Raw genomic sequence first — 21,991 nt, forward strand, 5'->3', positions numbered from 1 at the left:
CAGCCTTTAACCGGAACGCCCTGAAGAAACGCCTTGAATTAAAGGAGTCCTGTCATGGCCATTGATGTGGCAACGGTGAAGAAGGTGGCCAGTCTGTCGCGTCTGCGCGAAGGCGATGAGCGCCTTGAAGCGCTGGCCGGTGAACTGAACAGTATTCTGGGCTGGATCGAGCAGTTGAATGAGGTCGATGTGGCGGGTGTTGAGCCCATGACCACCGCCATCCACATGCCGACCCCGATGCGCGACGATGTGGTCAGCGATGGCGACAAGGTGGCCGACATCGTCGCCAATGCGCCGAAAACCGTGGACGGCTTCTTCATCGTGCCGAAGGTGGTGGAATAGTCATGAGCAAGCTGACGCAACTGACGCTTAAAGGCGCACTCGATGGCCTGAAAGCCAGGCAATTTTCCTCGGTCGAGCTGACCGAAGCCTTTATCGGCGCGATTGAAGCTGCCAATCCGGCGCTCAATGCCTATGTCGAAACGACGTTTGACAAGGCGCGTGGGCAGGCTGCCGCGTCGGACGCCAGACTGGCGAAAGGCGAGGGCGGACGGCTGGAAGGCGCGCCGCTCGGCATCAAGGATCTGTACTGCACGAAGGATGTGCGCACCACGGCCTGTTCGGGCATTCTGGAAAACTTCGTGCCGACCTACGAATCGACCGTGACGCAGAATCTGTGGGACGATGGCGCGGTCATGCTCGGCAAGCTCAACATGGACGAGTTCGCTATGGGCTCGTCGAACGAAACCTCGAAATGGGGCGCGGTCACCAATCCGTGGAAGGCGTCCGGCTCCGATGCGGCCCTGACCCCCGGCGGTTCTTCGGGCGGTTCGGCCTCGGCGGTGGCCGCCGATCTGTGTCTGGCCGCCACGGCGTCCGATACCGGCGGTTCGATCCGCCAGCCCGCCGCCTTTACCGGCACTGTGGGCATCAAGCCGACCTATGGCCGCTGCTCGCGCTATGGCATGGTGGCCTTCGCCTCGTCGCTTGATCAGGCGGGGCCGATCACCAAGACGGTGGCAGACGCCGCCCTTCTGTTGCAATCCATGTGTTCGCATGATGCGAAGGATTCGACCTCGCTTGACCTGCCCGTGCCCGATTTTTCGGCCTTTCTCGGCCAGTCGCTGAAAGGCTTGCGCGTTGGTATCCCCGATGAATACCGCCTCGATGGCATCCCGGCCGAAATCGACGCCCTGTGGGAGCAGGGGATCAACTGGCTGAAGGACGAAGGCGCTGAGATTGTGCGCATTTCCCTGCCGCACACCAAATACGCCCTGCCGTGCTACTATATTATCGCCCCCGCCGAGGCCTCGTCCAATCTCGCGCGCTATGACGGTATGCGTTTCGGCCACCGCACCGATGCGGCGCAATCCCTGACCGATGTGTATGAGCTGTCGCGCTCGGAAGGTTTTGGCCGCGAGGTCAAGCGCCGCATCATGATCGGCACCTATGTGCTGTCGGCGGGCTTTTACGACGCCTATTACGTCAAGGCGCTCAAGGTGCGTCGTCGCATCGCCGAGGATTTCACCGCCGCCTATGAAAAATGCGACGTGATCCTGACCCCGGCCACGCCGTCGGCGGCCTTTGCGCTCGGCGATCAGGCCAAGGCCGCCGATCCGGTGCAGATGTACCTCAATGACGTGTTTACCGTCACCACCAATCTGGCCGGTCTGCCCGGCATGAGCGTGCCCGCCGGTCTGGACAAAAACGGCCTGCCGCTTGGTCTTCAGGTCATCGGCAAGGCACTTGATGAAGGCACGGTTCTCAAGGTCGGTCAGGCCATCGAACGCGCGGCGGGCTTTACGGCGCGTCCGGCGCAATGGTGGTAAGTTAACAGCCGTCTTGCCGGATGGGCGACTTCGGGTTACGCCTGATGTCGCATCGTAAGGGAGTCGTGTGAAACGAACGCCATGACCATGAGTATATTGCGCCTTATTCCCGCCGTGGCGGCTGTGGCCTGTCTGCTGGCGGCACCTGTGGCTTTGGCTCAGGATGATGGCAGCCCCGATACGGGCGCCAGCCCGGAAGACAGTGCCAGCAATGAAGATGTCATGACGGCGGCCATCGGCTGCGTGGCCACCTATGACCTGATTCTGACGCGCGGACTGGCGGGTACGCACACAGTACAGGTGCAGAAACAGCGCGATCAGGCGCGCGAAATCTACAAGGAAGCCGCCGGTCTTGACGATGCCGATACGGATGCCGACATCGCCCAGGCCGATTCGCGCCTGCCGGGCCTGCTCGAAAATGGCCATGCCGACTTGCAAAAATACCGCGTCACCTGTGACGAACTGCTCAGCGACGACCCCGACCTGCCGCAGGCCAGCGGCACCTAAACGGAGCGGGCGCAGGCCTGTTTTCCGGTCAATCTTCAGGCAGCAGAGAAACATATGACGGCCGTTCGCCACCTCAAAGAATTTACGATACGCGGCGTGGTCATCGGTATTCTGATCACCCTCGTTTTCACGGCGGCGCAGGTCTATCTCGGCCTCAAGGTGGGGCTGACCTTTGCCACCTCCATTCCGGCGGCGGTCATTTCGATGGCGCTGTTGCAGGCCTTTCGCAACGCCTCGATTCAGGAAAACAACATCGTCCAGACCATCGCCTCGTCGGCGGGGGCGCTGGCGGCGGTGATCTTCGTGCTGCCCGGCCTGATGATCATCGGCTGGTGGCAGCACGTCCATCTGGTGACCGCCTTTGCGGCCTGCGCCATCGGCGGCGTGCTGGGCGTGATGTACACCATGCCGTTGCGTCGCGCTCTGGTGACGCAATCCGACCTGCCCTATCCCGAAGGGGTGGCGGCAGCCGAAGTCTTGCGCGTCGGCACTGCGTCGCGTGAGGGCGGCGAAGAAGGCCGGCTGGGCCTGTGGGCGGTGGTGTGGGGCGCTCTGGCCTCGGCGCTGTATGCCGCAGCGGCGGGTGCGAAACTGCTGGCGGGGGAAATCTCGGCCTATTTTAAAGTGGGTGCCAAGGGTGCCACCGGGATTGGCGGCTCTGCGTCCCTGGCCCTGATCGGGGCAGGCCACCTGATGGGGATTACGGTCGGCATCGCCATGCTGGCCGGACTGGTGATCGCCTGGGGCATTCTGGTGCCGGTCATGACCCATCTCAATCCCATGCCTGCCCTGTCTCTGGCCGATCATGCCGGAACCATCTGGAGTACGGATGTGCGCTTTATCGGCGCAGGGGCCATCGGCACGGCGGCCATCTGGACGCTGGGCAAGCTGGCCGTGCCGGTCTGGTCGGGCCTGATGTCGGCGCTGAAAACCCGTGACAACCGGCTGGAAGGCTCGGTCATTCCGCGCATCGAACAGGATCTGCCGGTCTGGGTGGTGGGTGTGGTGGTGCTGATCAGCATGGTGCCGGCGGGTTGGCTTTTGGCCAGTTTTCTGTCGGGCGGGCCGCTCAGTGCGATGGCCCTGCCGCTGGTGGTGGGCGGTGTCCTCTATATTCTGATCGCCGGTCTGCTGGCGGCGGCGGTATGCGGCTATATGGCCGGTTTGATCGGTTCGTCCAATTCGCCGGTGTCGGGCGTGGCGATTTTGACGGTTCTGGGTGCGGCCTTTCTGGCCGGACTGATCGGCTTTCACCTGACAGGCCCCGATACGGCCACGGCCCTGATCGCCTTCGCCCTGCTGGTGACGACGGTCGTGCTGGCCGTATCGGTGATCGGCAATGACAATCTGCAAGACCTCAAGACCGGTCAACTGGTCGATGCGACACCGTGGAAACAGCAGGTGGCGCTGATCATCGGCACTCTGGCCGGGTCGCTGGTGGTGCCGCCGGTTCTGGAATTGCTCAATAATTCCTATGGCTTTGCCGGTGATCCCCATTATCACGGCATCACCCACCAGCCCTTGCCCGCGCCGCAGGCTACCCTGATCACCACCCTGGCCAAAGGCGTGATCAGCGGCGGGCTCGACTGGGGCCTGATCGGCATCGGCGCGCTGATCGGGCTTGGGCTTGTGGTGATGGATCTGGTGTTGCGTAAATTGAGCCGCGACCGCTTCAGCCTGCCGCCGCTCGGCGTCGGGCTGGCCATCTATCTGCCCAGCGTCGTTACCGCGCCGGTGGTGATCGGCGCTTTCGGAGGCTGGCTGTTCAACCGGCTGGTCAGGGGGCGCACGGTGGGCGGTCATGACTGGGGCGAGGCGGCCCAGAGGCTGGGCGTGCTGATTGCGTCGGGCTTCATCGTCGGCGAAAGCCTGCTCAATGTGGCTTTGGCGGCGATTATCGTGGTCAGCAAAAATCCGGCCCCTTTTGCAGGCCCATTCGCGGCATTTGCGCCATCGGGGGCGTTGTCGATGTGGATAGCCCTCATATTGGCGGTCATCGGCGTGGTCGGCCTCTATGGCTGGGCGGCAGATCGGGCGAAGAAGCTGGTCGCCAAAACGAGCACATAAAAGTCGTTATTGAGAAGCATTCGCATTTACAAGTGCGATAAAGTCTGGCATGAGGCGGCAAGAGTTGTCTTTCATGCCGGAGTTTTCATGGCTTTTCTGCGTAAATGGGTGACCCCGCTCACCATCGGTGCCTTCATCCTGATGGCGACCACCGGGTTGTTGATGTTTTTTCACAAAAATATCGGCGTCAACCGGCTGGCCCATGAATGGATGTCATGGGCTTTCGTAACCGGGGCCATACTGCATGTGGTGCTCAATATCCGTCCTTTCGTCGTCTATTTCAAACGTCCTTTTCCGCTGGCCGTGATCAGCCTGTTCGTACTCATTCTCGGCCTCAGCTTCATCTCGTGGGGCGGCCCGAAACCACCCAATGCCACGCGCGCCGTTATGGCCAGCCTGACGCGCGCCCCGCTCAGCGATCTGGCCCCGCTGGCCCACGCCACGCCCGACGAACTGGCGGTGCGCCTGCGCGCCAAGGGATATGCGGTCAGTGACGCCTCGCAAAACCTGGCCACCATTGCCGGTGATCCGCGCAAGGCCAATGCCGCCTTAGGCATTGTTTTCGCCAGCGATCCGGGCGCGGGGGGCGATCAGAAAAGCGACCAGAAGGCCGGGCGTAAAAAGAAGTCGTAAAATCTCAGCGCAGGCGCGCGGTTCCGGCTTTTCTCCGCCTGAAAAGCCCGTTACTATTGCGGCTTATGAGCAATGTCGAAAACCGCCCCGCCATCAATCCCATCCCGGCCGATGGCATCACCTATTTCCTGCATCCGCACCCGCGCTCGCCCTTTTCGGAGGCCGTGCAGGTCGGCAATGTGCTGTATCTCTCGGCCATGATCGGCCTTGATGAACAGGGCAAGCTGGCCGAAGGTTTCGATCATGAAGTCAAATTCATCATGTCGAACACGGCCGAAATCCTGAAGAAATACGGGCTGGGCCTTGAGCATATCTTCAAATGCACAGTGATGATGACCGACATCGACAAGTGGGGGGATTTTAACCGCCTCTACAAACCCTATTTCCATCCGGCCCGTCTGCCGGTGCGCACCGCTTTCGGCGTGACCAGCCTGGCCTATGGTGCCACGGTGGAAATCGAATTCTGGGCGCATGTGCCGGAAAACAAGTAGGCTTTCACGATGGGCTGAGCCGCGATTTCAAAAAGGCCAGCACCAGCAGTTCTTCGGGGCTTAATTGCCCGGCCTCGCCTTGCAATGTCGCGTCGATCTCACCGCTAATCTGGCCGGATAGCTGATCCGATAGGCTGCCATCGAGATAGGCCTCGATCACCTGCGGATGGACATAGGATTTGCGGCAGACCGTCGGGGTATTGCCGAGCTTTTTCGCTACTTTTTCAATGGCCTGCACCACATTCTTACGGCCTTGCGCCGCAGAATCGAAGCGCTCGAAATCCCTGAGCGCCAGGGCGGCCAGCACCGTGCCCGTCCAGGTGCGAAAATCCTTGGCTGTGAAATCCTCGCCGGTGATCTCGCGCAAGTAGGCATTGACATCGCCGGACGTGACATCGCGGATTTCGCCCGCTTCATCCTTGTATTTAAACAGCTCCTGACCGTCGATCTCGGCACAGGCCTGAACGATGCGAGCAATGCGCCGGTCGCTCAGCTTCAGGTTCCAGCTTTTGCCCGACTTGCCGGTAAAGCGAAAGCGCAGGGTCTGGCCGCTGACCTCAACATGTTCCGGCAGCAGAGTTGTCAGGCCGAAACTGTTGTTTTTGCGAGCATATTCATCATTACCGACGCGAATCAGTGTGCGCTCCAGCAAGGCCACCACCGTGGCCAGCACCTTTTCACGGCTTAAACCGCGCTGCCGCATATGGCGATCCACGGCGTCACGTATGGCGGGCAAGCGCTCACCAAATGCCAAGATATGATTGAATTTATTCGATTCACGCAAGGCGCGCCAGTCAGGGTGATAGCGGTATTGCTTGCGGCCACGCGCATCAAAACCGGTGGCCTGCATATGGCCATTGGCCTGCGGGCAGATCCAGACATCGCGGTAGGCGGGCGGAATGGCCAGTTTGCGGATGCGTGCAATCGCGGCCTTATCCGTTATGCGTTCGCCTTTTTGATCATAAAAAACAAAATGCTTGCCGAACTTCCTGCGTGAAAAGCCGGGGCGTGTATCGCTGACATAACGCAGGCCGCAGGCGCGCGCCTGAACGACGGGGTCATCTTGATCGAGATCGAGCAGGGCGGCGGTTTTCATGAAGCCAGCGTGCGGCTTGGCCAAGGCGAATGCCATACGGAGGCGTATGGCTGCGAATAAAAAGCGCATATGACCGCATAAACAGGCTTGTAACCGATTTCAATCGGCGCAAATCTCACGGCAATCATAAGCCGATAAAAAACCAGAGAGGACACCATGATCGATCGCCGCAGCCTGTTACTGGGTGCCGGGGCCCTGCCTATCGCCGCCAGCGCCGTTTCCGCCGCCGCCCAAACCGCCGCGCCGCAAACTGCCACACCTCAGGCCGTGGGCCAGCCCCTGATCGGCAATCCCGACCTGCCCGATGCGCCTTCCAGCCGGATGCGCTGGGCGGTGGTTGGCCTTGGCACTTTCGCTATCGGCCAGGTGATTCCCGGTTTTCTGGCTTCCGACGATTCGCGCATCACCGCCTTTGTGTCGGGCAATCCGCAAAAGGCGCATGATCTGGGCGCGCGTTATGGGGTCAGCCGCTTTTACGACTATCATAACTTCGATCAGATCGCTGCGGATAAGGAGATCGATTGCGTCTATATTGTCCTGCCGGTGGGGCTGCACGCCGAATATACGATCCGGGCGCTGAAGGCCGGTAAGCATGTGCTGTGCGAAAAGCCGATGGCCTCAACGCCGGAGGAATGCGCGGCCATGATCGCGGCGTCCAAGGCGGCGGGGCGGCAACTGGGTGTGGCCTACCGCGTGCATTTTGAGCCCAATAATGTCGAAGTGGCCAAGCGCTGTCTGTCGGGCGAACTGGGCGCGCTGCGTTATTTTACCGGTGACGCCGGTTTCAACGCCAATCCCGACTGGCCACCGCATAAATGGCGTCTGCAAAAGGCGCTGGCGGGCGGCGGCTCGATGTATGACATCGGCATCTACGCCATGAACGCCGCCATGATGTGTCTGGGCGAAGACCCGGTTGCGGTGTCGGCGGTCTATTCCTACCCCAAAGACGATCCGCGCTTCAAAGAGGTGGAAGGCGGGGTGGACTGGCGGATGAGCTTTGCTTCGGGCCTCAGTGCGCAGGGGTCTTCCTCCTATTGCTATTCCGGCGGCACGCGCCAGAAGATCTTCGGCGTGACGGGCGCGATTACGATGGATCCGGCGTCCGACTATTACCGCCAGAACGTCACCCTCTCCAATGGCCAGCCGCTCAATGCCGGTAATCCGATCAGCCAGTTCGCTGCCCAGGTGGACGGATTTTCGGGCGCGGCGCGGGCCAACAAACCGCACCTGACGCCGGGTGAGATGGGCCTGCGCGACATCCGGGTGATTCAGGCCATGTATCGCAGCGCCGATCAGGGCGGAGCCTCGGTGAAAATCGCGTAATCCGTGTCATTTTTATACCGTAATTCCGGTGAAAATCAGGGCGGATTTTCAGGCTTAGGAGGGCCGCCATGATTCACACCTCATTCCGCACACTCGTACTCGGCGCTGGTGCCGCTGCGCTCACCCTGGGGGCGCTGGCACCCGTGGCGGCTATGGCTGCGCCCAGCCGCTATGACGGCTATTGCTACGCCAAGAAGACCGACCTGGCCGGTCAGAACGCTGCCATCGGCGCGGCAGCGGGCGCATTGGCAGGTGGCCTGCTCGGCAAGAAGGGCGACAAGACCAAATCGGCCATTATCGGCGGCGCAGTGGGCGGTGCGGCCGGCTATGTGGTCGGCAAGAATTCGCACGAGAAGGTCCGCTGCTCCAAGGGCGTCTATTACGTGTACAAGAACGGTTATTATGAGCCCGGCAATGCGCCGCGCGGTTACCGCGTCGTGTTCTTTGAGGATCGCCCGGCCAATGTGGACGCCTATTACATCTCCAAGGGCAAGACCTACCGCTACAAGGGTCGGTAAGGCTTTGTGAGCGGCCACGGTTTTGGCCCCTTTCGCGGCAACGCGGAAGGGGCCTTTGTTTTTTTTGGGGGGGATTTACATGGCGTCGCTTTTCTTCCTCTTTCCCTTTTTAAGGGGGGGCGGGAGCCAAGCAAAGCGAAGGCGACCGGGTAGGGGGATGTTGCTACCACCTGAGGTTGTCGGCAAAAGTGGAGTGGTGGGGGGTCTTGCGGTCAGGGCGACAGTTCGCTGCACCACCACCCGGTCGCTGCTGGCGATGCAGCGCATGGCGCGTTCGCCTTCCAGCCAGGTTTGCGGTTTGGGCAGGGCGCGGATCGTCTCCATCATCTCGTCGGCAAAGGCGCGCAGACGGACGCGGCGCTGTTCCAGCGGCGAGAGGTCGTCTTCGAGCGCATCTGTCCTGTCCATCGGTCTATGATGCGGGCGTTTCAAATGGCGGGGATAAATCTCTTCTCCTCCCTTGCGAAGCGGGGGAGGTGGCAGCGCGAAGCCCGAAGGGCTGGTGTCGCTGACGGAGGGGGGATGACTTCGTCTATCTCTCCTCCCCATCTGAGATGGGGAGGGGGACAGCGAAGCGGTGGTGGGGTATCTTTCGGACGGTAGAATGCCCCCTTATCCGTCTCGACGCGCTTCGCTTGCTCGACTCCCCCCCATTGTCATGGGGAGGAGGGGGGTATCGGCAATAGGCTGGCGGCGTAAAGGAAACAAGAAGCCCCACCACCACATCTCAGTCGCTGCGCGCCTTCGTGCGGTCCCCCTCCCCGGCAAAGCCGGGGAGGTATAAGAATAGAGTCCTCCTTCCTTTACCTCTCCCAAGGGGAAGGAGGGGAGCAGATTACGAAAATGCTTTTCGCAAATCGGAGAGCGTTGCCATCAGCGTCATGTCATGGGTGGGAGAGCGTTTAAACCCGCAGGTTTCGTAAAATCCGCGGGCGCGTTCGGAAAGCGCGTGAACCATCATGGCGCGAACCCCCAGGGTTTCTGCGGCTGAGATTGTACGGCGCACGGCGTCCTGAAGCATTTCACGCCCCAATCCGTCATTCTGAAAGGCCTTGTCTATGGCCAGACGCGCCAGAATGGCGGCGGGGACAGGATCAGGCATATTGCGGCGAATATTTCCGGCGGCGTCGGCATGGAGAATGGAGCCTGCCGTCAGGGCATAATAGCCGATCACCCTGCCGTCCTGTTCGATGACGAAGGTGCGTGACGCGCCCGCCAGTTCGTTGCCGTAAGCGCGCGCCTTGAGCCAGTGATTCAGGTCGTCAGCGCCGCAATCGAAATCTTCCAGCGCATCATCCGGCGAGATCGGCCGGGGACGGTGCATGTCAGTCTGCCCAGCGCGGCTTGATGGCGGCCAGTTGGCGCAGGCCCGGATTATCCTGCGGCGGGGCGTCGAGCAGGCGGTTGAACTCGGCCCACTGAGCGTCGTCGAGCAGGAAGAGGCGGCGGTCGGCCAGGGTTTCCTCGGCGGCGCTCAGGCTCTGGTCGAGGACAAATTCGCTGACCGTCTTGTGGCGCGCGCGGGCCGCCTGTTCGAGCAGGCTCTTGGCGGCGGGCGACATGCGCAGGTCAATACGGGCGGTCTTGGCGCGGGCATCATCGGGCATGGCTCGGCTCCTTTAGGAGGAGTTTACTGTACGGATGATGTACGGTCAACAATATGGTGCATTTCTGCATTTCGTATGGTGTCACCGTAATACACCCACCGTAATACACCGTAATATCTCCTAATATCTCCTAATATCTCCTCGTAATACCTCCTCACCGTAATACCTCCTCCGCTATAGCGAAGCGTACGGGGTTTAGCGCCAGCAAAAAGTATAGCTTTTGCAAGCTATGGGCGGGCTTGTCCCGCCGGAGGGGGTATTTCCTAAGCTCACGCACTGAAATCTCACGTAGTTTAAGCAACAGAAAGCTGATGTCCTCAGTCTCTGTCAGTGTCTTCTGTTTCCACTGATTTGTCGCCACCCAAGGCTTCGTAGCGCCTGTGTGCAAGCCATTGCAACCGCATTGCTTGTGTCAGTAACACACGGCGCAGACCACCCTGTACCTTACGTTCAGAAATGACTTGAGCCAATCGAGATATAATCAACGCTCTGCGCGCGATCCGAAAATCAGGGTGTGATCGCAATTCATTTACACGATCTGAGACAATACGGGCTCGATATGAAGAGGGAATTTCCACTTTAAGCGGACCAATTGGCGGGTCTTTTTCGTTCAAAATCGCCGAAAATTTGGATTTTTCCACAGCTTCTTGAGTTATTTGTCGTTCTAGTGCGTCGAGGTACTGTCGTGCATCGATATCCTTGCCAGAAGTCAATTGGAATTGAGGAAGTGGCCAGACCTCAATATCAAAAACTTCAAAGGGATCAAGCACTGACATTGCAACCGCGTCAGTACGCTGATTAGTCAGGTGACGTCGGATGCGAGTCCGTAACATTTCATTCGTTTGACCAACGTATATCGGCTCGCCGTCATAATCAAAAAAAGCGTAAACGCCCCATTTGTAATTCCCGACTTTTAACAATTTACCTGACGGGTCTTCAAAAAGCGTATCGAGGTATTTTGCGAGGTTCGCTCGCAAGTCTTCAGTCTCAAATGGGGGAAAGTTGACATAGTCTGGATCGCGTTCTGTCAATGGTTTAAGCCGCTTCCTTAGACGCCTTATTATTTACGTCTAATAATGGTTCGAAGATGTGCAAGGCCAAGTGACGCACAACTGGCACCGCAACGCCATCACCAGTGAGGTGGTAGGCTTCGTTGTAATTTTTGGGTAATCGATACTCATCCGAAAGTCCCATAAGTCTCGCGGTTTCTCGTGTCGAAATTAAACGGGTACGGATATTTTCTCCGTCAACCACGATAATTGTTTGTCGACTTGACCCGCCGGAGGGCGTGCGTAAACAACCCGCTATATCGTCAAAGCGTACTTCTGCGCGTTGAATTTTTACACCGTTTTCACTGCGGGTACGTTTATAAATGCCGCCCACCATTCGCCTACCTGCTCTCTTTGCGGCATTGACTTTGGCAGTATTGATGGGTGACATCATAGCCAGAACACGCTGCGTTTCCTCTTGAGTATGCCAAGGTACACTCATGGGATTTTCTTCAACAAGATCGGCAAATGTCGAAGCGCGATGTTGGGGAGTGGGAATATTCCACCATAGCATTCGCTTTCTTGTTTCATATGGGATTGAATTAATCGCCGTGCATAATCCACGCGTATGGAATGGATCTACGGGGCCGGGTGCAAGCAATGCTTCGTCAATTTGTACGTCCTTATGCACACCGATTACAAAAAGACGTGGACGCGATTGAGGAACGAACAGAGATGCGTTGATGATCAGAGCCCCGTAGCTATATTCCGCATCAGAAAAAGTTTGGCATATAGCGCGGAAATCTTTTCCCTGATGCGATGTTAAAGTACCGACGACGTTCTCTAGTGCGATAATCTTGGGAGGGCGCCCATCCTTGATCAATGCCCGCATGACATCCCAGAATGGATAGAACGTGCCGGACCGTTCTCCTTGCAAACCAGCGCCGCCACCCGCGAGCGACAAGTCTTGGCAAGGAAATGATCCCCATGCCAATTCGGCCACACTGGGGATATCAGCCACGTTAATTTTCTTAATGTCGCCGATTTTTAATTCGCCCGCAGTCCCCCAGTTGGCCTGGTAAGTCATACCTTTTTTATGATCGAAATCATTTGCGAATAAACAGTCCCAACCATCGCCGAGTCCGGCACGTGCCATGCCGCCCCCGGCGAAAAATTCGTAAAATGCTGGCATCTGAGATGTCCTGATTATAATCGTAAACGAGTTGGCCGATTCTGGCTCAAAGTCCACAAGTTCTTTATTTGTTCTTATTGGGTTTTGAATTCTAGGTCAATGCGATCTTTGTATAGGTGGTAACTTCGCCTTTCCGCTTTTCATAACAATCTCCTCCCGCTATATCCACCCTATGACAAACACACCTTCTCCTCTCGATTGCGGCCGCGTGGCCGATCCTGCCAAGCTGATTCAAGGCCGCACCGGGCCGTGGGAACTGGTGATCGGGCTTGAGGTCCATGCCCAGGTGGCCAGCCATACCAAGCTGTTTTCCGGCGCGGCGGTGGGCTTTGGCGCGGGGCCGAATGAGCAAGTCTCACTGGTTGATGCCGCCATGCCCGGCATGTTGCCCGTGCTGAACCGTTTCTGCATCGAGCAGGCGGTGCGGACGGGGCTGGGCCTGAAAGCCTCCATTAACCGCTATTCGCGCTTTGACCGCAAGAATTACTTCTATCCCGACCTGCCGCAGGGGTATCAGATTTCGCAGCTCTTCCATCCGATTGTCGGCGAGGGTGAGGTGCTGGTCGAAAAGGATGACGGCACCAGCATCACCGTGCGCATCGAGCGGCTGCATCTGGAACAGGACGCCGGCAAGTCGATCCACGATCTCGACCCCAATGCCACTTACGTCGATCTCAATCGCGCCGGTACGGCCCTGATGGAAATCGTCTCCAAGCCCGATATTCGCTCAAGCGACGAGGCGGTGGCCTATTTCAAGAAGCTGCGCACCATTCTGGTCTATCTCGGCACCTGCGACGGCGACATGGAAAAGGGCAATATGCGCGCCGACTGTAATGTCAGCGTGCGGCGTCCGGGCGAGGGTTTCGGCACGCGCTGCGAGATCAAGAACGTCAATTCGTTCCGCTTCATGCAGCAGGCCATCGAATATGAAGCGCGCCGCCAGATCGAAATCCTCGAAGACGGCGGCACGATCGATCAGGAAACGCGGTTGTTCGATGCGGTGAAGGTGGAAACGCGCTCGATGCGCAGCAAGGAAGAGGCGCACGATTATCGCTACTTCCCCGATCCCGACCTGCTGCCGGTGGAGCTGGAAGAGGCGTGGATCGAAGACATCCGCCGCCATTTGGTGGAGCTGCCCGACGACAAGAAGGCGCGCTTTATCAGCCAGTATGGCTTATCGGCCTATGATGCCGGGGTGCTGATTTCCGAACAGGCGCGCGCCGACTATTTCGAGGCCGCCGCGAAAGGGCGTGACGCCAAGCTGGTGGCCAACTGGGTGACCAATGCGCTGCTGGCGCGTCTGGCCGAGGCCGGGCAGGAGATTACGCAATCGCCGCTGCCGCCCGCCCAGATCGCCGGTCTGGTGGAGCTGATCGAAACGGACGTGATCTCATCGAAGATCGCCAAGGAGGTTTTCGAGCATATGTGGGCGGCGAAGGGCACGCTGACGCCCGCCCAGATCGTGGAACAGCACGGCCTCAAACAGGTGACCGATACGGACGCTATCGAAGCGGCGGTCGATGCGATCATCGCCGCCAACCCGGACAAGGCTGCCGAAGTGGCCGCCAAGCCGCAGGCGCTGGGCTGGTTCGTCGGTCAGGTGATGAAGGCCACCGGCGGCAAGGCCAATCCGGCGGCGGTCAATGAGCTGCTTAAACGCAAGCTGGGGATTTAGGCAATTCATCCTCCCCCGTAAACAGGGGAGGATGAATGAGCCCCCGGTGGATGCCTATGAAGTCGGGGATGCAGACGGGGCTGGATCGGTGGCCTGCGCATCAGCCGCCGGTTTGATTTGCAGGCGCAGGGCCTTGTCCATATTCAGATAGGTTTGGGCCAGCTTCTGGATGTCGGCGGCGGTGACGGCCTGATACTGGGCGCGGCGATCACGGATATAGTCGAGCTTTTTCGGGTCGCTGGCCGTGCCGGGCAGGACGGTTTCCCAATAGCTGTTGGTTTTCAGCTCGGTGTCCATCTTGTCGAGCACCGGTTTCTGGGCGCGCAGCAATTCGTCAGGCGTAATCGGGTGCGCCTTCAGGTCGGCGACGATGGCGGCCACGGCGTCATAGAATTTCTGGTCGTTTTGCGGTTTCACCTCAGCGGTGACGCTGAGATAGCCATAGCCGGGGAAGGTCTGGGAATTGATATTGCCGGCATAGGGGCTGTAGGCCAGTTGCTCCTTTTCGCGGACAATGTCGATCAGGCGCAGATTGAGCACCTCGGACAGCATGGTCAGGCCGCGGGCGCGGCGGGTGTTGGAGGCGAAATCCGCCCCCGGCCAGGCGATGAAGCTTAAGTCCTGATCGGCGCGGCCATGATGCTCGAAGGTGCGGCGTAAATCCGTGTCGGGGAAGCGAACCTTCAGCCCGTCCGGGGCGATGACCGGCTGGGCCGGGCGGGCGGACAGGGCGGCGAAGGTTTTGGCGATTTCGCTTTCGGCTTCCGCTTCGCTGACATCGCCGACAATGGTGATTTCGACGGGCGCGGTCTGGAGCTGATGCTCGACCAGCGCCTTGACCTGATCATTGCTGGTGGCGAGGAAGCTTGACTCATCGGGCATGGTGAAGCGCGGATCGCCGCTGTGCAGGATGCCCGGCACCTTCATCTGGAACACGCCGCCCGGCGTCGATTGCAGCGACTTGTAATAGTCGGGGATGAAGCCCTTCAGGCGCTGGAAGGCGTCGGCGCGGAAGGCCGCATCGGTGGTGAAGGCCATCAGAACCTGCATCTGGGTGGCGAAATCGGATTTGGTGGTGGCGCCCGACAGGGTGGCGGCGTCCGCGCCGAAGCCGAACTGCACGCCATAGATCTTGCCGCTCAGCGTGTCCTTGATCTGCGAGGCGGTCAGCTTGCCGAGGCCGCCTTCCTGAATATCATCGACATTGGCGGCGAAGACCGGCGGATGGGCGGCGGGCGACAGCGACGCCAGGCCACCGGCAAAGCGCACGGTAACGCCGATCTCATCCTGCTTGAAATCGGTGGTCTTGATCGTCGCCTTCAGGCCATTGGCGTAGGTGAGCTGGGTCAGGCCGAGATCCTTGATCTCTTCGCGCTTGACGATGGCGGCGGGCTGGCCGAAATCGGTATAGGGCCACGGTTTGGCGACGTGGATTTGCGGCGCGCTTAAGGGCGCTGCCTGCACGGCCTGCCAGGTGTCGAGCAGGGCCTGCTTGTCGAGGCCATCCAGATCTTCGCCCTCATGCCACAGGAAGGGGCCGTCGCCGTCGAACAGGTCTTTCGTGCCGGCATTGACCGCGCTCAGGGTGAGTCTGGGCTTGAGCGCTTCGAAATAATCATAGTCCTGCTGCGGCGAGGTGAAGACCTCACCATCGGCCATGCTGTCGGCGAGCTGATCGGCCAGATTGCGGCTGTCGCGCGTTTTGGCCCCTTGCAGGGCGGCCTTGAAACCGGCCTCCTGATCGGCCAGTGCCCGATCCAGTTCATCCTGAGTGACGCCGAACTGGGCGAACTGGCGCACCATCGTGGTGGCCGCCGTCAAGGCCTCCTTGTCGTGGCCGGGCTTGGGGATGATGGTGAGCTGGGTCAGGGTGGCGGTTTCGCCAATGTCGTCATGTCCCACTTGCGCGGCAATGAAGGGGGTATCGGCCAGCTTGGCCTGACGTTCTAAGCGCTCATTGAGGATTTGCAGGCGCAGACCGTTGATGAAGTCTTTCGTTTCCTTGGCGACATCCTGATAATGATCATCGAACGGCCATGTCCAGGTCAGGCTGATCGTGTCGCGCAGGCCTTTTTCGACATAGGTGTCGGCGGTGACACCCTTATTTTTATAGGTGCCGAAATCGGTCATGCGGATGGGCGCGTCTGGGCCCTTCCAGTCGGAGAATTTCGCCTTGATGTCGGCTTCGATGGTGTTGGGATCGATATCGCCGACCACGATCAGCGTGGCCAGTTTGGGGCGATAGAAATTTCTGTAGAAATCCTCAAAACGGGGATGTTTGGCGGTCTGGATAATGTCCACCTTGCCGATGGGCATACGCTCGGCATATTTCTGGCCGGGCAGGGCGTCGTCGGCCCAGTGCTCGTAGGCGTGCAGGCTGGGTGTGTCGCGCGCGCGTTCTTCGCCTAAGATCACATTGCGTTCGCGGTCGATGGCTCCATCGTCGAGGGTGAGGTTGCCGGCTGTTTCGCGCATCAGGAACAGGCCGGTATCGATGTCGTCGGGCTTGACCGTCGGCAGGTCGAGTTCATAAACGGTTTCATCGAAACCGGTATGGGCATTGGTGTCGGCCCCGAAGGCCAGGCCGTGGCGTTCGAGAATTTTCACCATATCGCCCTCGGCCACATTCTTCGAGCCGTTGAAGGCCATGTGTTCGAGGAAGTGGGCCAGACCCTGCTGGTCGTCGTGCTCCATCATCGAGCCGCCATTGATGCGCAGCCGTATCGAGGCATTGCCCGGCGGCGTATCGTTCTTCATGATGATATAGGTCAGGCCATTGGGCAGTTTGCCGAATCGTACATTCGGATCGGCCTTGATGTCGGAGTGATTCTGCGGAAAATCCAGCCCCTTGGACAGGTCGCGCACCTGCGGGGTGAAGGCGGCTGTCGCTGTGGCTGCCGGTTGCGCCTGGGCGAAGCTGGCGACGGGGGTGAGCGCGGTGGAGGTCAGGGCCGCGGCGAGGAAGGCAGACAGCAGGGATTTTTTCAGCAACATGGGGCGCTCCGGTTGTATCTTGCCGGGACAGTGGCGCATGTTTGTGCCGGAATAAAGTCAAAAAAAGCGAAAGTAAGCCACCCCTCCGTCGGCTGCGCCGACACCTCCCCATGCCTTTGGCACAGGGAGGAGGGAGCAGGCGGCACATCCCTCCTCCCCATGAAAATGGGGAGGTGTCGGCGAAGATGACGGAGGGGTATTTGTGCGCGTGAAGATGACGAAGAGATAGGGCCAGGTTGCGATAACTCTGACTTACCGCAATCTAGTGGCTGCCCGACACATAGTAGGTGGCGCTGTTGCCGGTGGCGTGAGCGGTCGAGACGATCGATCGGCCCTGCACCACGCTGGCCGTGGCCGTGGCGTTGACGTCGGAATTATTGGTTTGCGTGGAATCGACGCCGTAATCGGCCTTGCATTCCGAACAGGCATAGGCCAGCGACTGATTGCCGATGGCGTCGGCGCTGACATAGCCGTCATAGCCGTCATTGCCGTTAAATGCGGCGGTGACATCGACGCCGCCCGTCGATAACTGGCTGCTGTCAACACGGACATAGGTGTCATTATTGCCGGCCAGCATCTGGTTGCCGATGCCCGAGGCCGTGGCATAGGCTGCGCCATACTGGTCGGCCTGGGTCACAGCCTGCGCCTGCACCGGGCCGCTTTGTGTTTGCTGGGTGGTGACGATCAGCGATCCGCCCTGATTTTGCAGGTCGATATTATTGGCGACCGTGGTGGCTGTGGTGGAGGCATCCCAGACATTACCGCCGTAAAGTTCGGCGCGCGCAATCGTGCTGCCGCTTTGCGTCTGGGTGACATTATGCTCCTGCGTGCCGCGATCACCGCTATAGGCGCCGTAATAATTATTGGTGGCGCTGGCATTATAGGCGTTGGGTGAGGGCGAATAATGGACTGTGGCATCGACATTGGCCTGCGAATCGCTGGTCGAGGCCTGGGTCATGGTCGAGGTCAGCTTGCCGTCCTCCACCTCGAAGGCGGCATGGTTGACCTCGGTGGTGGCGTCGCCTTCACCGCTGACATAGATGGCATTATTGGGGGCATAGACATCGGTGCGCGCCTGCACCGGGCCGCTGGCCGTCTGGCTGGCCGTGGCGGTCAGATTGGCACCGTTGGCCGTTGAGCCAAGATAATTGCCAACGGCCTGCGTATTGCCATAGACGGGTGTGCCGAGCGAAGTATCTTCCGCGCCGGTATTGACGCCATTGATGGCGGCGGCGGCGCGGATCGTGCCCGCCACATTCTGCGAAGAGTTCAGCGTGGCATCGACCGATTTGTTACCGCCTTGCAGGCTGTTGCCCATGGCTTGCCCCGTGGCCTGGGTCAGGCCGTCATTTTCGACCACGTTCAGCGTCTGGGTCGAAAGCACATCGCCCTGCTGATCCTGCGTGTTGGCAACGTCGCTGCCGCTGACCGTCTGGCTAGTAGCGGGAGTCGTTGACAGCAGCATCGCCGCCGTCATGACCATGATCGCGGCGGTCGCGGTCATCGGCAGGCGGAGGCGATTCGGCGCGGCGGTCGGCAGCCACATTTTCCCAGCGGGTCGGATCGGCGCGTGTGCTGGCATTGTTCGTCTCCAGATTATTATAGGCCGGGGTCAGGCCGCCGGTTGGGCCCATTGTGGCGTTTTCGAGGAAGTCGTTTTTCGGGTCGAGGCAGATGTCGGGGCCCGACACGCCATAGAGATTGGCCATGAATTCGAGCGTGGCGCGTTCGATCATGGCGCGCACCGCCAGTTGCATGGGTTCAAGCGCGCCCTGGCCACCATCGATGTCGAAGATATTGCCGTTGAGAATGTCAAACACGCCCGCCTGAATCTCGCGGCCGACGATCTGCTTCTGATAGGAGATGACATCGACCACTTCGAGCGTGCGCGTATCGACAAGCCGCAGGTCAAGCGCGACATTCATCACATAGGTGCGGCCCGAATAGAGGCCCTTGATGCCGGTATTCTTGGTGTCGCCCGCATAGGCATCGAGCCCCGACGACTGGATATTGTAGTTCAGTTCGGTAATGCCGCCGACGATGAAGAAGTCGGAACCGGCCACCTGACCGGCCATGATCTTGCGATAATCAGCCGGATGGTTGGGATTGGCCACCGCATCATCGGTGATCAGCTTGTTATTGGCGTATTTCAGTTCCAGTTCGCCGACGCTGGTATCGAAGCGTTCGACCTGGCGGGCACCGGCCTTGGCCAGGGCCGTCATCGCCATCAGCGAGGCGCCCTGTGTGATTTCACGCCCGCCTTCGAGCGATACCTTGCCGGTATAGTCGGAGATGCGGCCCACGGCGAGGCGCGGCGAAGCCAGGTGATGCTCGCGGGCATAGGCCCCCAGGCAGACCAGAGCATCGGAATAGGCCGTCGGATTGGCGGTAACCGGCGAACGGCCGATCGGCGTCTTGTAATTGCCGTCAGCATGGACCGAAGGGGTCATGCAGCCGGACAACGCCATGCTGAGGGCAGCGGCGCTGATCAGGCCGATAAGCGCTTTCGGCGAAGCCTTCCTGAGCGAAGAGGAAGCCTTCACCTTCTTGCTGGGGATATCAGAAGCCATTGAGGTTTACCTGTCCGTTAAGAGAAGAGTCGTTGGAGGTGGTGCCAGAGGTGGTGCCAGAGGTCGTGCCCGTTGCCGCTGTGACGGTGGTGCCGTTGGCTGTGGCGCTGACATGGCCGTTATTGGTCTGGGTGGAATTGACGACGACCGTGTTGTAGCTGCCGTTGACGACGACCTGGAGATTATTGCCGATGGCGGTGGCCCCGCCCAAAGCCCCCGCGCCGGAATAGGTGTCGCCCGCGCCCAGGGTTTGGGAAAAGGCGTAAACGCTGTTGTCGGTGCCGGTCATGATCATGCCGTCCTGCATGACGAGATTGCCGTTGGCGTCGCGCATCGAAGGATTGATCGCCGTCTGCATTTCATTGCGCGCCAGGCCGTAGCCGGTTTCGAACGAGGCGACCGTATTACTGGTGCTCAGGCTCTGCGCGCTGGCAGCGCCAGCGAAGGCGCATAGAGGCAGCAGGCTCAGTAAACTCAGGGACTTCGTTAACGACATTGGGCGCTCCAGAGCTTGGGATCAGACGGCCGCATACGCGGCTGTGCCCAGCAAGTTAGAGGCCAATCTCGGTCACAACCTTAAACATTGCGTATATTTTTCACTAAAATTGCGCATGAAATTCAATTTTTTGATTTCTTTGTTGTCATATACAACGTGATTAACCAGTCACGGTTCATATATGTGCCGGATGCAGCGGTATCGAGTCTCAAAATATGACAACGGATTTTACCCAATTGGCGACGGACGCGATGAAAAAAGGGCCGCCGCAGGACGAACCGCCGCACGGCGAGCCGCCCCTTTGGGAGCCGCCCCTGCGTGAACCGCCTGTGCGCGAGCCCATGTTCAACGCGCCGCTGATGGTGCTGCTGATTCCGCTGGTGCTGATCGCCATCTACGCCTTGCAGGCCTCGGCTGATCCCTATGTGCAAGAACAATTGATCGAGAGCTTCGCCCTGACGCCCGTGCTTTTGCGTCACGGGCAGGTGGATCTGCTGCTGACCCACATCTTTCTGCACGGAAGCTGGCTGCACGTCCTGGCCAATGCGGCCTTCTGTCTGGCCTTTTCCGCGCCGGTGATCCGGGCCTGCGGACGCGGTTTTGGCGGGGCCCTGTCGTTCATCGCCTTTTTCCTGTTGTGCGGCATATTGGCGGGGCTGGGCGATGCCATGCTCAACTATACATCCGCCGTGCCGATTCTCGGCGCTTCGGGTGCGATTTCCGGCCTGATCGGGGCGGCCATCCGTATCCGCATCCTTCCCGGCCTTCCCGGAGCCATTGAGCCGCTGCGCCATCCGCGCGTCATCGGCATGACCGTCTTCTGGTGCGGCATTAACAGCGTGGCGGCCTTCGTGCCGATGGTGATGGGCGTCGAAGCCGGGCAGGGCATTGCCTGGCAGGCGCATATTATCGGTTACCTGTTCGGCCTGCTGGCTATCGGGCCGTGGCTCCGGCTGTTCGGGCGGCGTTTCTTCACGACAAGTTGACGCCCAGCCAGCAGGCGTGACCCTCAGACTTATTGCTTTTTTATGGCTGCGGCGCGAACATCGTTATCCGGCGTTTACAAGCTATATAATTGCCATAACGATCCCAAGGGAGGGACACCATGCTGGTAAGCCAATTGCTCACGTCCAAAGGCCGTCAGGTCTTCACCGTAACCCCCGATGATACGCTGTCGTCTGTGGCGGCCCTTCTTTATACGCGCAAGGTCGGCGCCTTTGTGGTGACCGACAGGGTAGGGCGCGTGGTCGGCATCATCTCTGAGCGCGACATCATCCGCGCTATCGCCACGACCGGCGCCGAAGCGCTGGTTCGTCCCGTCAACCAGATCATGACGCGCGATGTGATTTCGGCCAGTATGCACGAAACGGTCGAGGCGCTGCTTGATCGGATGACCGACCGCCGCATTCGTCACCTGCCGGTGATGGAAGGTGCCCGGCTGATCGGCATTGTGTCGATCGGCGATCTGGTCAAGGCGCGCATCGCCGCCAGTGAACACGAGGCGCGTACGCTCAAGGAATATATTGCCGGCTAAGCCGGTAAAACCGTGAAGCTGGGGATAAATCGCATGGCACGCCATTTTGCACTTGCGAACTTATTCGGCAGGTCATAAAAGCCGCTCCTCGCTGTTGAGTTCCTTTGCGGATCGCGACGAAGGCGGATCGGCCGGTTGGCCGGTTTATTGGGTTTGTAAAAATTCAATTAACGCTTGATGCCGATACGGAATAGAGCTATAACACGCAACCTTCTGATTCTGACAGAAACTTGAAGGATTGTCCCGCAAAGATAATCCAGCAGGGTTCTGTTGTCTCCGGTTTTTAGCCTCCCAAACGGGGCTGTGGAAAACGAAGAAAATCAGTTGACATGGTTTGGTGGCTCCGATAAATAGCCGCCTCCTCCGATAACAGGGTAAGTTATCGCACTGGCCGGCTCGGCCGCCAGTGAGGTCTTTGACATTGTAGATACTGGAAAGAGAAACGCAGGCGGCGGTGTTCTGGCGGTACG

At 59.5% G+C, this 21,991-nt stretch carries 21 protein-coding genes; 11 read left to right on the top strand and 10 right to left on the bottom strand.

All coding sequences use genetic code 11. The annotated features are described in order from the left end of the window. The first annotated feature begins 54 nt into the window (after positions 1–54). The 6 genes from gatC to QB905_RS02125 all read left to right on the top strand — a co-directional run bounded on the left by gatC (position 55) and on the right by QB905_RS02125 (position 5,527). Positions 55–342, top strand: a complete 288-nt coding sequence (gatC, locus tag QB905_RS02100) for an Asp-tRNA(Asn)/Glu-tRNA(Gln) amidotransferase subunit GatC (RefSeq protein WP_282972924.1) — start codon at positions 55–57, stop codon at positions 340–342. Between the two features lie 2 nt (positions 343–344). Continuing rightward, on the top strand, positions 345–1,829 hold the full coding sequence (gene gatA / locus QB905_RS02105) for an Asp-tRNA(Asn)/Glu-tRNA(Gln) amidotransferase subunit GatA (RefSeq protein WP_282972925.1): 1,485 nt from the start codon (positions 345–347) through the stop codon (positions 1,827–1,829). A gap of 87 nt (positions 1,830–1,916) precedes the next feature. Further along, positions 1,917–2,336: a hypothetical protein gene (locus QB905_RS02110; protein ID WP_282972926.1), complete on the top strand. Its 420-nt coding sequence runs from the start codon at positions 1,917–1,919 to the stop codon at positions 2,334–2,336. Positions 2,337–2,390: 54 nt separating this feature from the next. Continuing rightward, the gene (locus tag QB905_RS02115; RefSeq protein ID WP_282972927.1) at positions 2,391–4,403 is read left to right on the top strand and encodes an OPT family oligopeptide transporter; all 2,013 of its coding nucleotides are present in this window, start codon (positions 2,391–2,393) and stop codon (positions 4,401–4,403) included. An 87-nt stretch (positions 4,404–4,490) separates the two neighbouring features. Beyond that, a complete protein-coding gene (locus tag QB905_RS02120) occupies positions 4,491–5,036 on the top strand; it encodes a DUF4405 domain-containing protein (RefSeq protein WP_282972928.1) in 546 nt (181 codons plus the stop codon). A 65-nt stretch (positions 5,037–5,101) separates the two neighbouring features. Next, a complete protein-coding gene (locus QB905_RS02125) occupies positions 5,102–5,527 on the top strand; it encodes a RidA family protein (protein ID WP_282972929.1) in 426 nt (141 codons plus the stop codon). A gap of 4 nt (positions 5,528–5,531) precedes the next feature. On the opposite strand, the gene QB905_RS02130 is transcribed toward QB905_RS02125, so the two are convergent. Further along, the gene (locus tag QB905_RS02130; protein WP_282972930.1) at positions 5,532–6,647 is read right to left on the bottom strand and encodes a DNA topoisomerase IB; all 1,116 of its coding nucleotides are present in this window, start codon (positions 6,645–6,647) and stop codon (positions 5,532–5,534) included. Positions 6,648–6,779: 132 nt separating this feature from the next. Between QB905_RS02130 and QB905_RS02135 the strand changes: the two genes are divergently transcribed. Both QB905_RS02135 and QB905_RS02140 read left to right on the top strand, forming a co-directional pair. Further along, a complete protein-coding gene (locus tag QB905_RS02135) occupies positions 6,780–7,946 on the top strand; it encodes a Gfo/Idh/MocA family protein (protein ID WP_282972931.1) in 1,167 nt (388 codons plus the stop codon). A gap of 68 nt (positions 7,947–8,014) precedes the next feature. Beyond that, a complete protein-coding gene (locus QB905_RS02140; protein WP_282972932.1) occupies positions 8,015–8,464 on the top strand; it encodes a glycine zipper domain-containing protein in 450 nt (149 codons plus the stop codon). Positions 8,465–8,539: 75 nt separating this feature from the next. Here the strand turns inward: QB905_RS02140 and QB905_RS02145 are convergent, their stop codons facing one another. The 5 genes from QB905_RS02145 to QB905_RS02165 form a co-directional block, all read right to left on the bottom strand. After that, on the bottom strand, positions 8,540–8,872 hold the full coding sequence (locus tag QB905_RS02145; protein WP_282972933.1) for a hypothetical protein: 333 nt from the start codon (positions 8,870–8,872) through the stop codon (positions 8,540–8,542). A 427-nt stretch (positions 8,873–9,299) separates the two neighbouring features. Next, the gene (locus QB905_RS02150) at positions 9,300–9,788 is read right to left on the bottom strand and encodes a GNAT family N-acetyltransferase (RefSeq protein ID WP_282972934.1); all 489 of its coding nucleotides are present in this window, start codon (positions 9,786–9,788) and stop codon (positions 9,300–9,302) included. A 1-nt stretch (position 9,789) separates the two neighbouring features. Next, on the bottom strand, positions 9,790–10,071 hold the full coding sequence (locus QB905_RS02155) for a type II toxin-antitoxin system TacA family antitoxin (protein ID WP_282972935.1): 282 nt from the start codon (positions 10,069–10,071) through the stop codon (positions 9,790–9,792). 317 nt (positions 10,072–10,388) lie between these two features. Further along, positions 10,389–11,102 carry a GIY-YIG nuclease family protein gene (locus QB905_RS02160; RefSeq protein WP_282972936.1) on the bottom strand — a complete coding sequence of 238 codons (714 nt, stop codon included), beginning with the start codon at positions 11,100–11,102 and terminating at the stop codon, positions 10,389–10,391. Between the two features lie 4 nt (positions 11,103–11,106). Then, positions 11,107–12,252: a DNA cytosine methyltransferase gene (locus QB905_RS02165; protein WP_282972937.1), complete on the bottom strand. Its 1,146-nt coding sequence runs from the start codon at positions 12,250–12,252 to the stop codon at positions 11,107–11,109. A gap of 172 nt (positions 12,253–12,424) precedes the next feature. On the opposite strand from QB905_RS02165, the gene gatB reads away from it, so the two are divergent. Further along, the gene (gene gatB, locus QB905_RS02170; RefSeq protein ID WP_461781759.1) at positions 12,425–13,927 is read left to right on the top strand and encodes an Asp-tRNA(Asn)/Glu-tRNA(Gln) amidotransferase subunit GatB; all 1,503 of its coding nucleotides are present in this window, start codon (positions 12,425–12,427) and stop codon (positions 13,925–13,927) included. A gap of 54 nt (positions 13,928–13,981) precedes the next feature. On the opposite strand, the gene QB905_RS02175 is transcribed toward gatB, so the two are convergent. The 4 genes from QB905_RS02175 to hfaA all read right to left on the bottom strand — a co-directional run bounded on the left by QB905_RS02175 (position 13,982) and on the right by hfaA (position 19,987). Beyond that, positions 13,982–16,921, bottom strand: a complete 2,940-nt coding sequence (locus tag QB905_RS02175; RefSeq protein WP_282972939.1) for a M16 family metallopeptidase — start codon at positions 16,919–16,921, stop codon at positions 13,982–13,984. A 262-nt stretch (positions 16,922–17,183) separates the two neighbouring features. Next, complete coding sequence (gene hfaD / locus QB905_RS02180) at positions 17,184–18,425, bottom strand: holdfast anchor protein HfaD (RefSeq protein ID WP_282972940.1); 1,242 nt, start codon at positions 18,423–18,425, stop codon at positions 17,184–17,186. Continuing rightward, positions 18,358–19,389: a holdfast anchoring protein HfaB gene (gene hfaB, locus QB905_RS02185; RefSeq protein ID WP_282975552.1), complete on the bottom strand. Its 1,032-nt coding sequence runs from the start codon at positions 19,387–19,389 to the stop codon at positions 18,358–18,360. The genes hfaD and hfaB overlap by 68 nt, the downstream gene beginning before the upstream one ends. Positions 19,390–19,480: 91 nt before the next feature. After that, positions 19,481–19,987: a holdfast anchoring protein HfaA gene (hfaA, locus tag QB905_RS02190; protein WP_282972941.1), complete on the bottom strand. Its 507-nt coding sequence runs from the start codon at positions 19,985–19,987 to the stop codon at positions 19,481–19,483. Positions 19,988–20,238: 251 nt separating this feature from the next. Here hfaA and QB905_RS02195 point away from each other — a divergent pair, with 251 nt between their 5' ends. Next, positions 20,239–20,973 carry a rhomboid family intramembrane serine protease gene (locus QB905_RS02195; RefSeq protein ID WP_282972942.1) on the top strand — a complete coding sequence of 245 codons (735 nt, stop codon included), beginning with the start codon at positions 20,239–20,241 and terminating at the stop codon, positions 20,971–20,973. A gap of 119 nt (positions 20,974–21,092) precedes the next feature. After that, complete coding sequence (locus QB905_RS02200; RefSeq protein ID WP_282972943.1) at positions 21,093–21,521, top strand: CBS domain-containing protein; 429 nt, start codon at positions 21,093–21,095, stop codon at positions 21,519–21,521. The last annotated feature ends 470 nt before the right edge of the window (positions 21,522–21,991 follow it).

It is taken from the genome of Asticcacaulis sp. EMRT-3, assembly GCF_030027245.1.
Classification (GTDB): domain Bacteria; phylum Pseudomonadota; class Alphaproteobacteria; order Caulobacterales; family Caulobacteraceae; genus Asticcacaulis.

Bases quoted from the DNA above. Each gene is read 5' to 3' on its own strand.
- gatC (WP_282972924.1), top strand. From the start codon at position 55: ATGGCCATTGATGTGGCAACGGTGAAGAAGGTGGCCAGTCTGTCGCGT.
- gatA (WP_282972925.1), top strand. From the start codon at position 345: ATGAGCAAGCTGACGCAACTGACGCTTAAAGGCGCACTCGATGGCCTG.
- QB905_RS02110 (WP_282972926.1), top strand. From the start codon at position 1,917: ATGAGTATATTGCGCCTTATTCCCGCCGTGGCGGCTGTGGCCTGTCTG.
- QB905_RS02115 (WP_282972927.1), top strand. From the start codon at position 2,391: ATGACGGCCGTTCGCCACCTCAAAGAATTTACGATACGCGGCGTGGTC.
- QB905_RS02120 (WP_282972928.1), top strand. From the start codon at position 4,491: ATGGCTTTTCTGCGTAAATGGGTGACCCCGCTCACCATCGGTGCCTTC.
- QB905_RS02125 (WP_282972929.1), top strand. From the start codon at position 5,102: ATGAGCAATGTCGAAAACCGCCCCGCCATCAATCCCATCCCGGCCGAT.
- QB905_RS02135 (WP_282972931.1), top strand. From the start codon at position 6,780: ATGATCGATCGCCGCAGCCTGTTACTGGGTGCCGGGGCCCTGCCTATC.
- QB905_RS02140 (WP_282972932.1), top strand. From the start codon at position 8,015: ATGATTCACACCTCATTCCGCACACTCGTACTCGGCGCTGGTGCCGCT.
- QB905_RS02145 (WP_282972933.1), bottom strand. From the start codon at position 8,872: ATGGACAGGACAGATGCGCTCGAAGACGACCTCTCGCCGCTGGAACAG.
- QB905_RS02150 (WP_282972934.1), bottom strand. From the start codon at position 9,788: ATGCACCGTCCCCGGCCGATCTCGCCGGATGATGCGCTGGAAGATTTC.
- QB905_RS02155 (WP_282972935.1), bottom strand. From the start codon at position 10,071: ATGCCCGATGATGCCCGCGCCAAGACCGCCCGTATTGACCTGCGCATG.
- QB905_RS02165 (WP_282972937.1), bottom strand. From the start codon at position 12,252: ATGCCAGCATTTTACGAATTTTTCGCCGGGGGCGGCATGGCACGTGCC.
- gatB (WP_461781759.1), top strand. From the start codon at position 12,425: ATGACAAACACACCTTCTCCTCTCGATTGCGGCCGCGTGGCCGATCCT.
- QB905_RS02175 (WP_282972939.1), bottom strand. From the start codon at position 16,921: ATGTTGCTGAAAAAATCCCTGCTGTCTGCCTTCCTCGCCGCGGCCCTG.
- hfaD (WP_282972940.1), bottom strand. From the start codon at position 18,425: ATGACCGCGACCGCCGCGATCATGGTCATGACGGCGGCGATGCTGCTG.
- hfaB (WP_282975552.1), bottom strand. From the start codon at position 19,389: ATGGCGTTGTCCGGCTGCATGACCCCTTCGGTCCATGCTGACGGCAAT.
- hfaA (WP_282972941.1), bottom strand. From the start codon at position 19,987: ATGTCGTTAACGAAGTCCCTGAGTTTACTGAGCCTGCTGCCTCTATGC.
- QB905_RS02195 (WP_282972942.1), top strand. From the start codon at position 20,239: ATGAAAAAAGGGCCGCCGCAGGACGAACCGCCGCACGGCGAGCCGCCC.
- QB905_RS02200 (WP_282972943.1), top strand. From the start codon at position 21,093: ATGCTGGTAAGCCAATTGCTCACGTCCAAAGGCCGTCAGGTCTTCACC.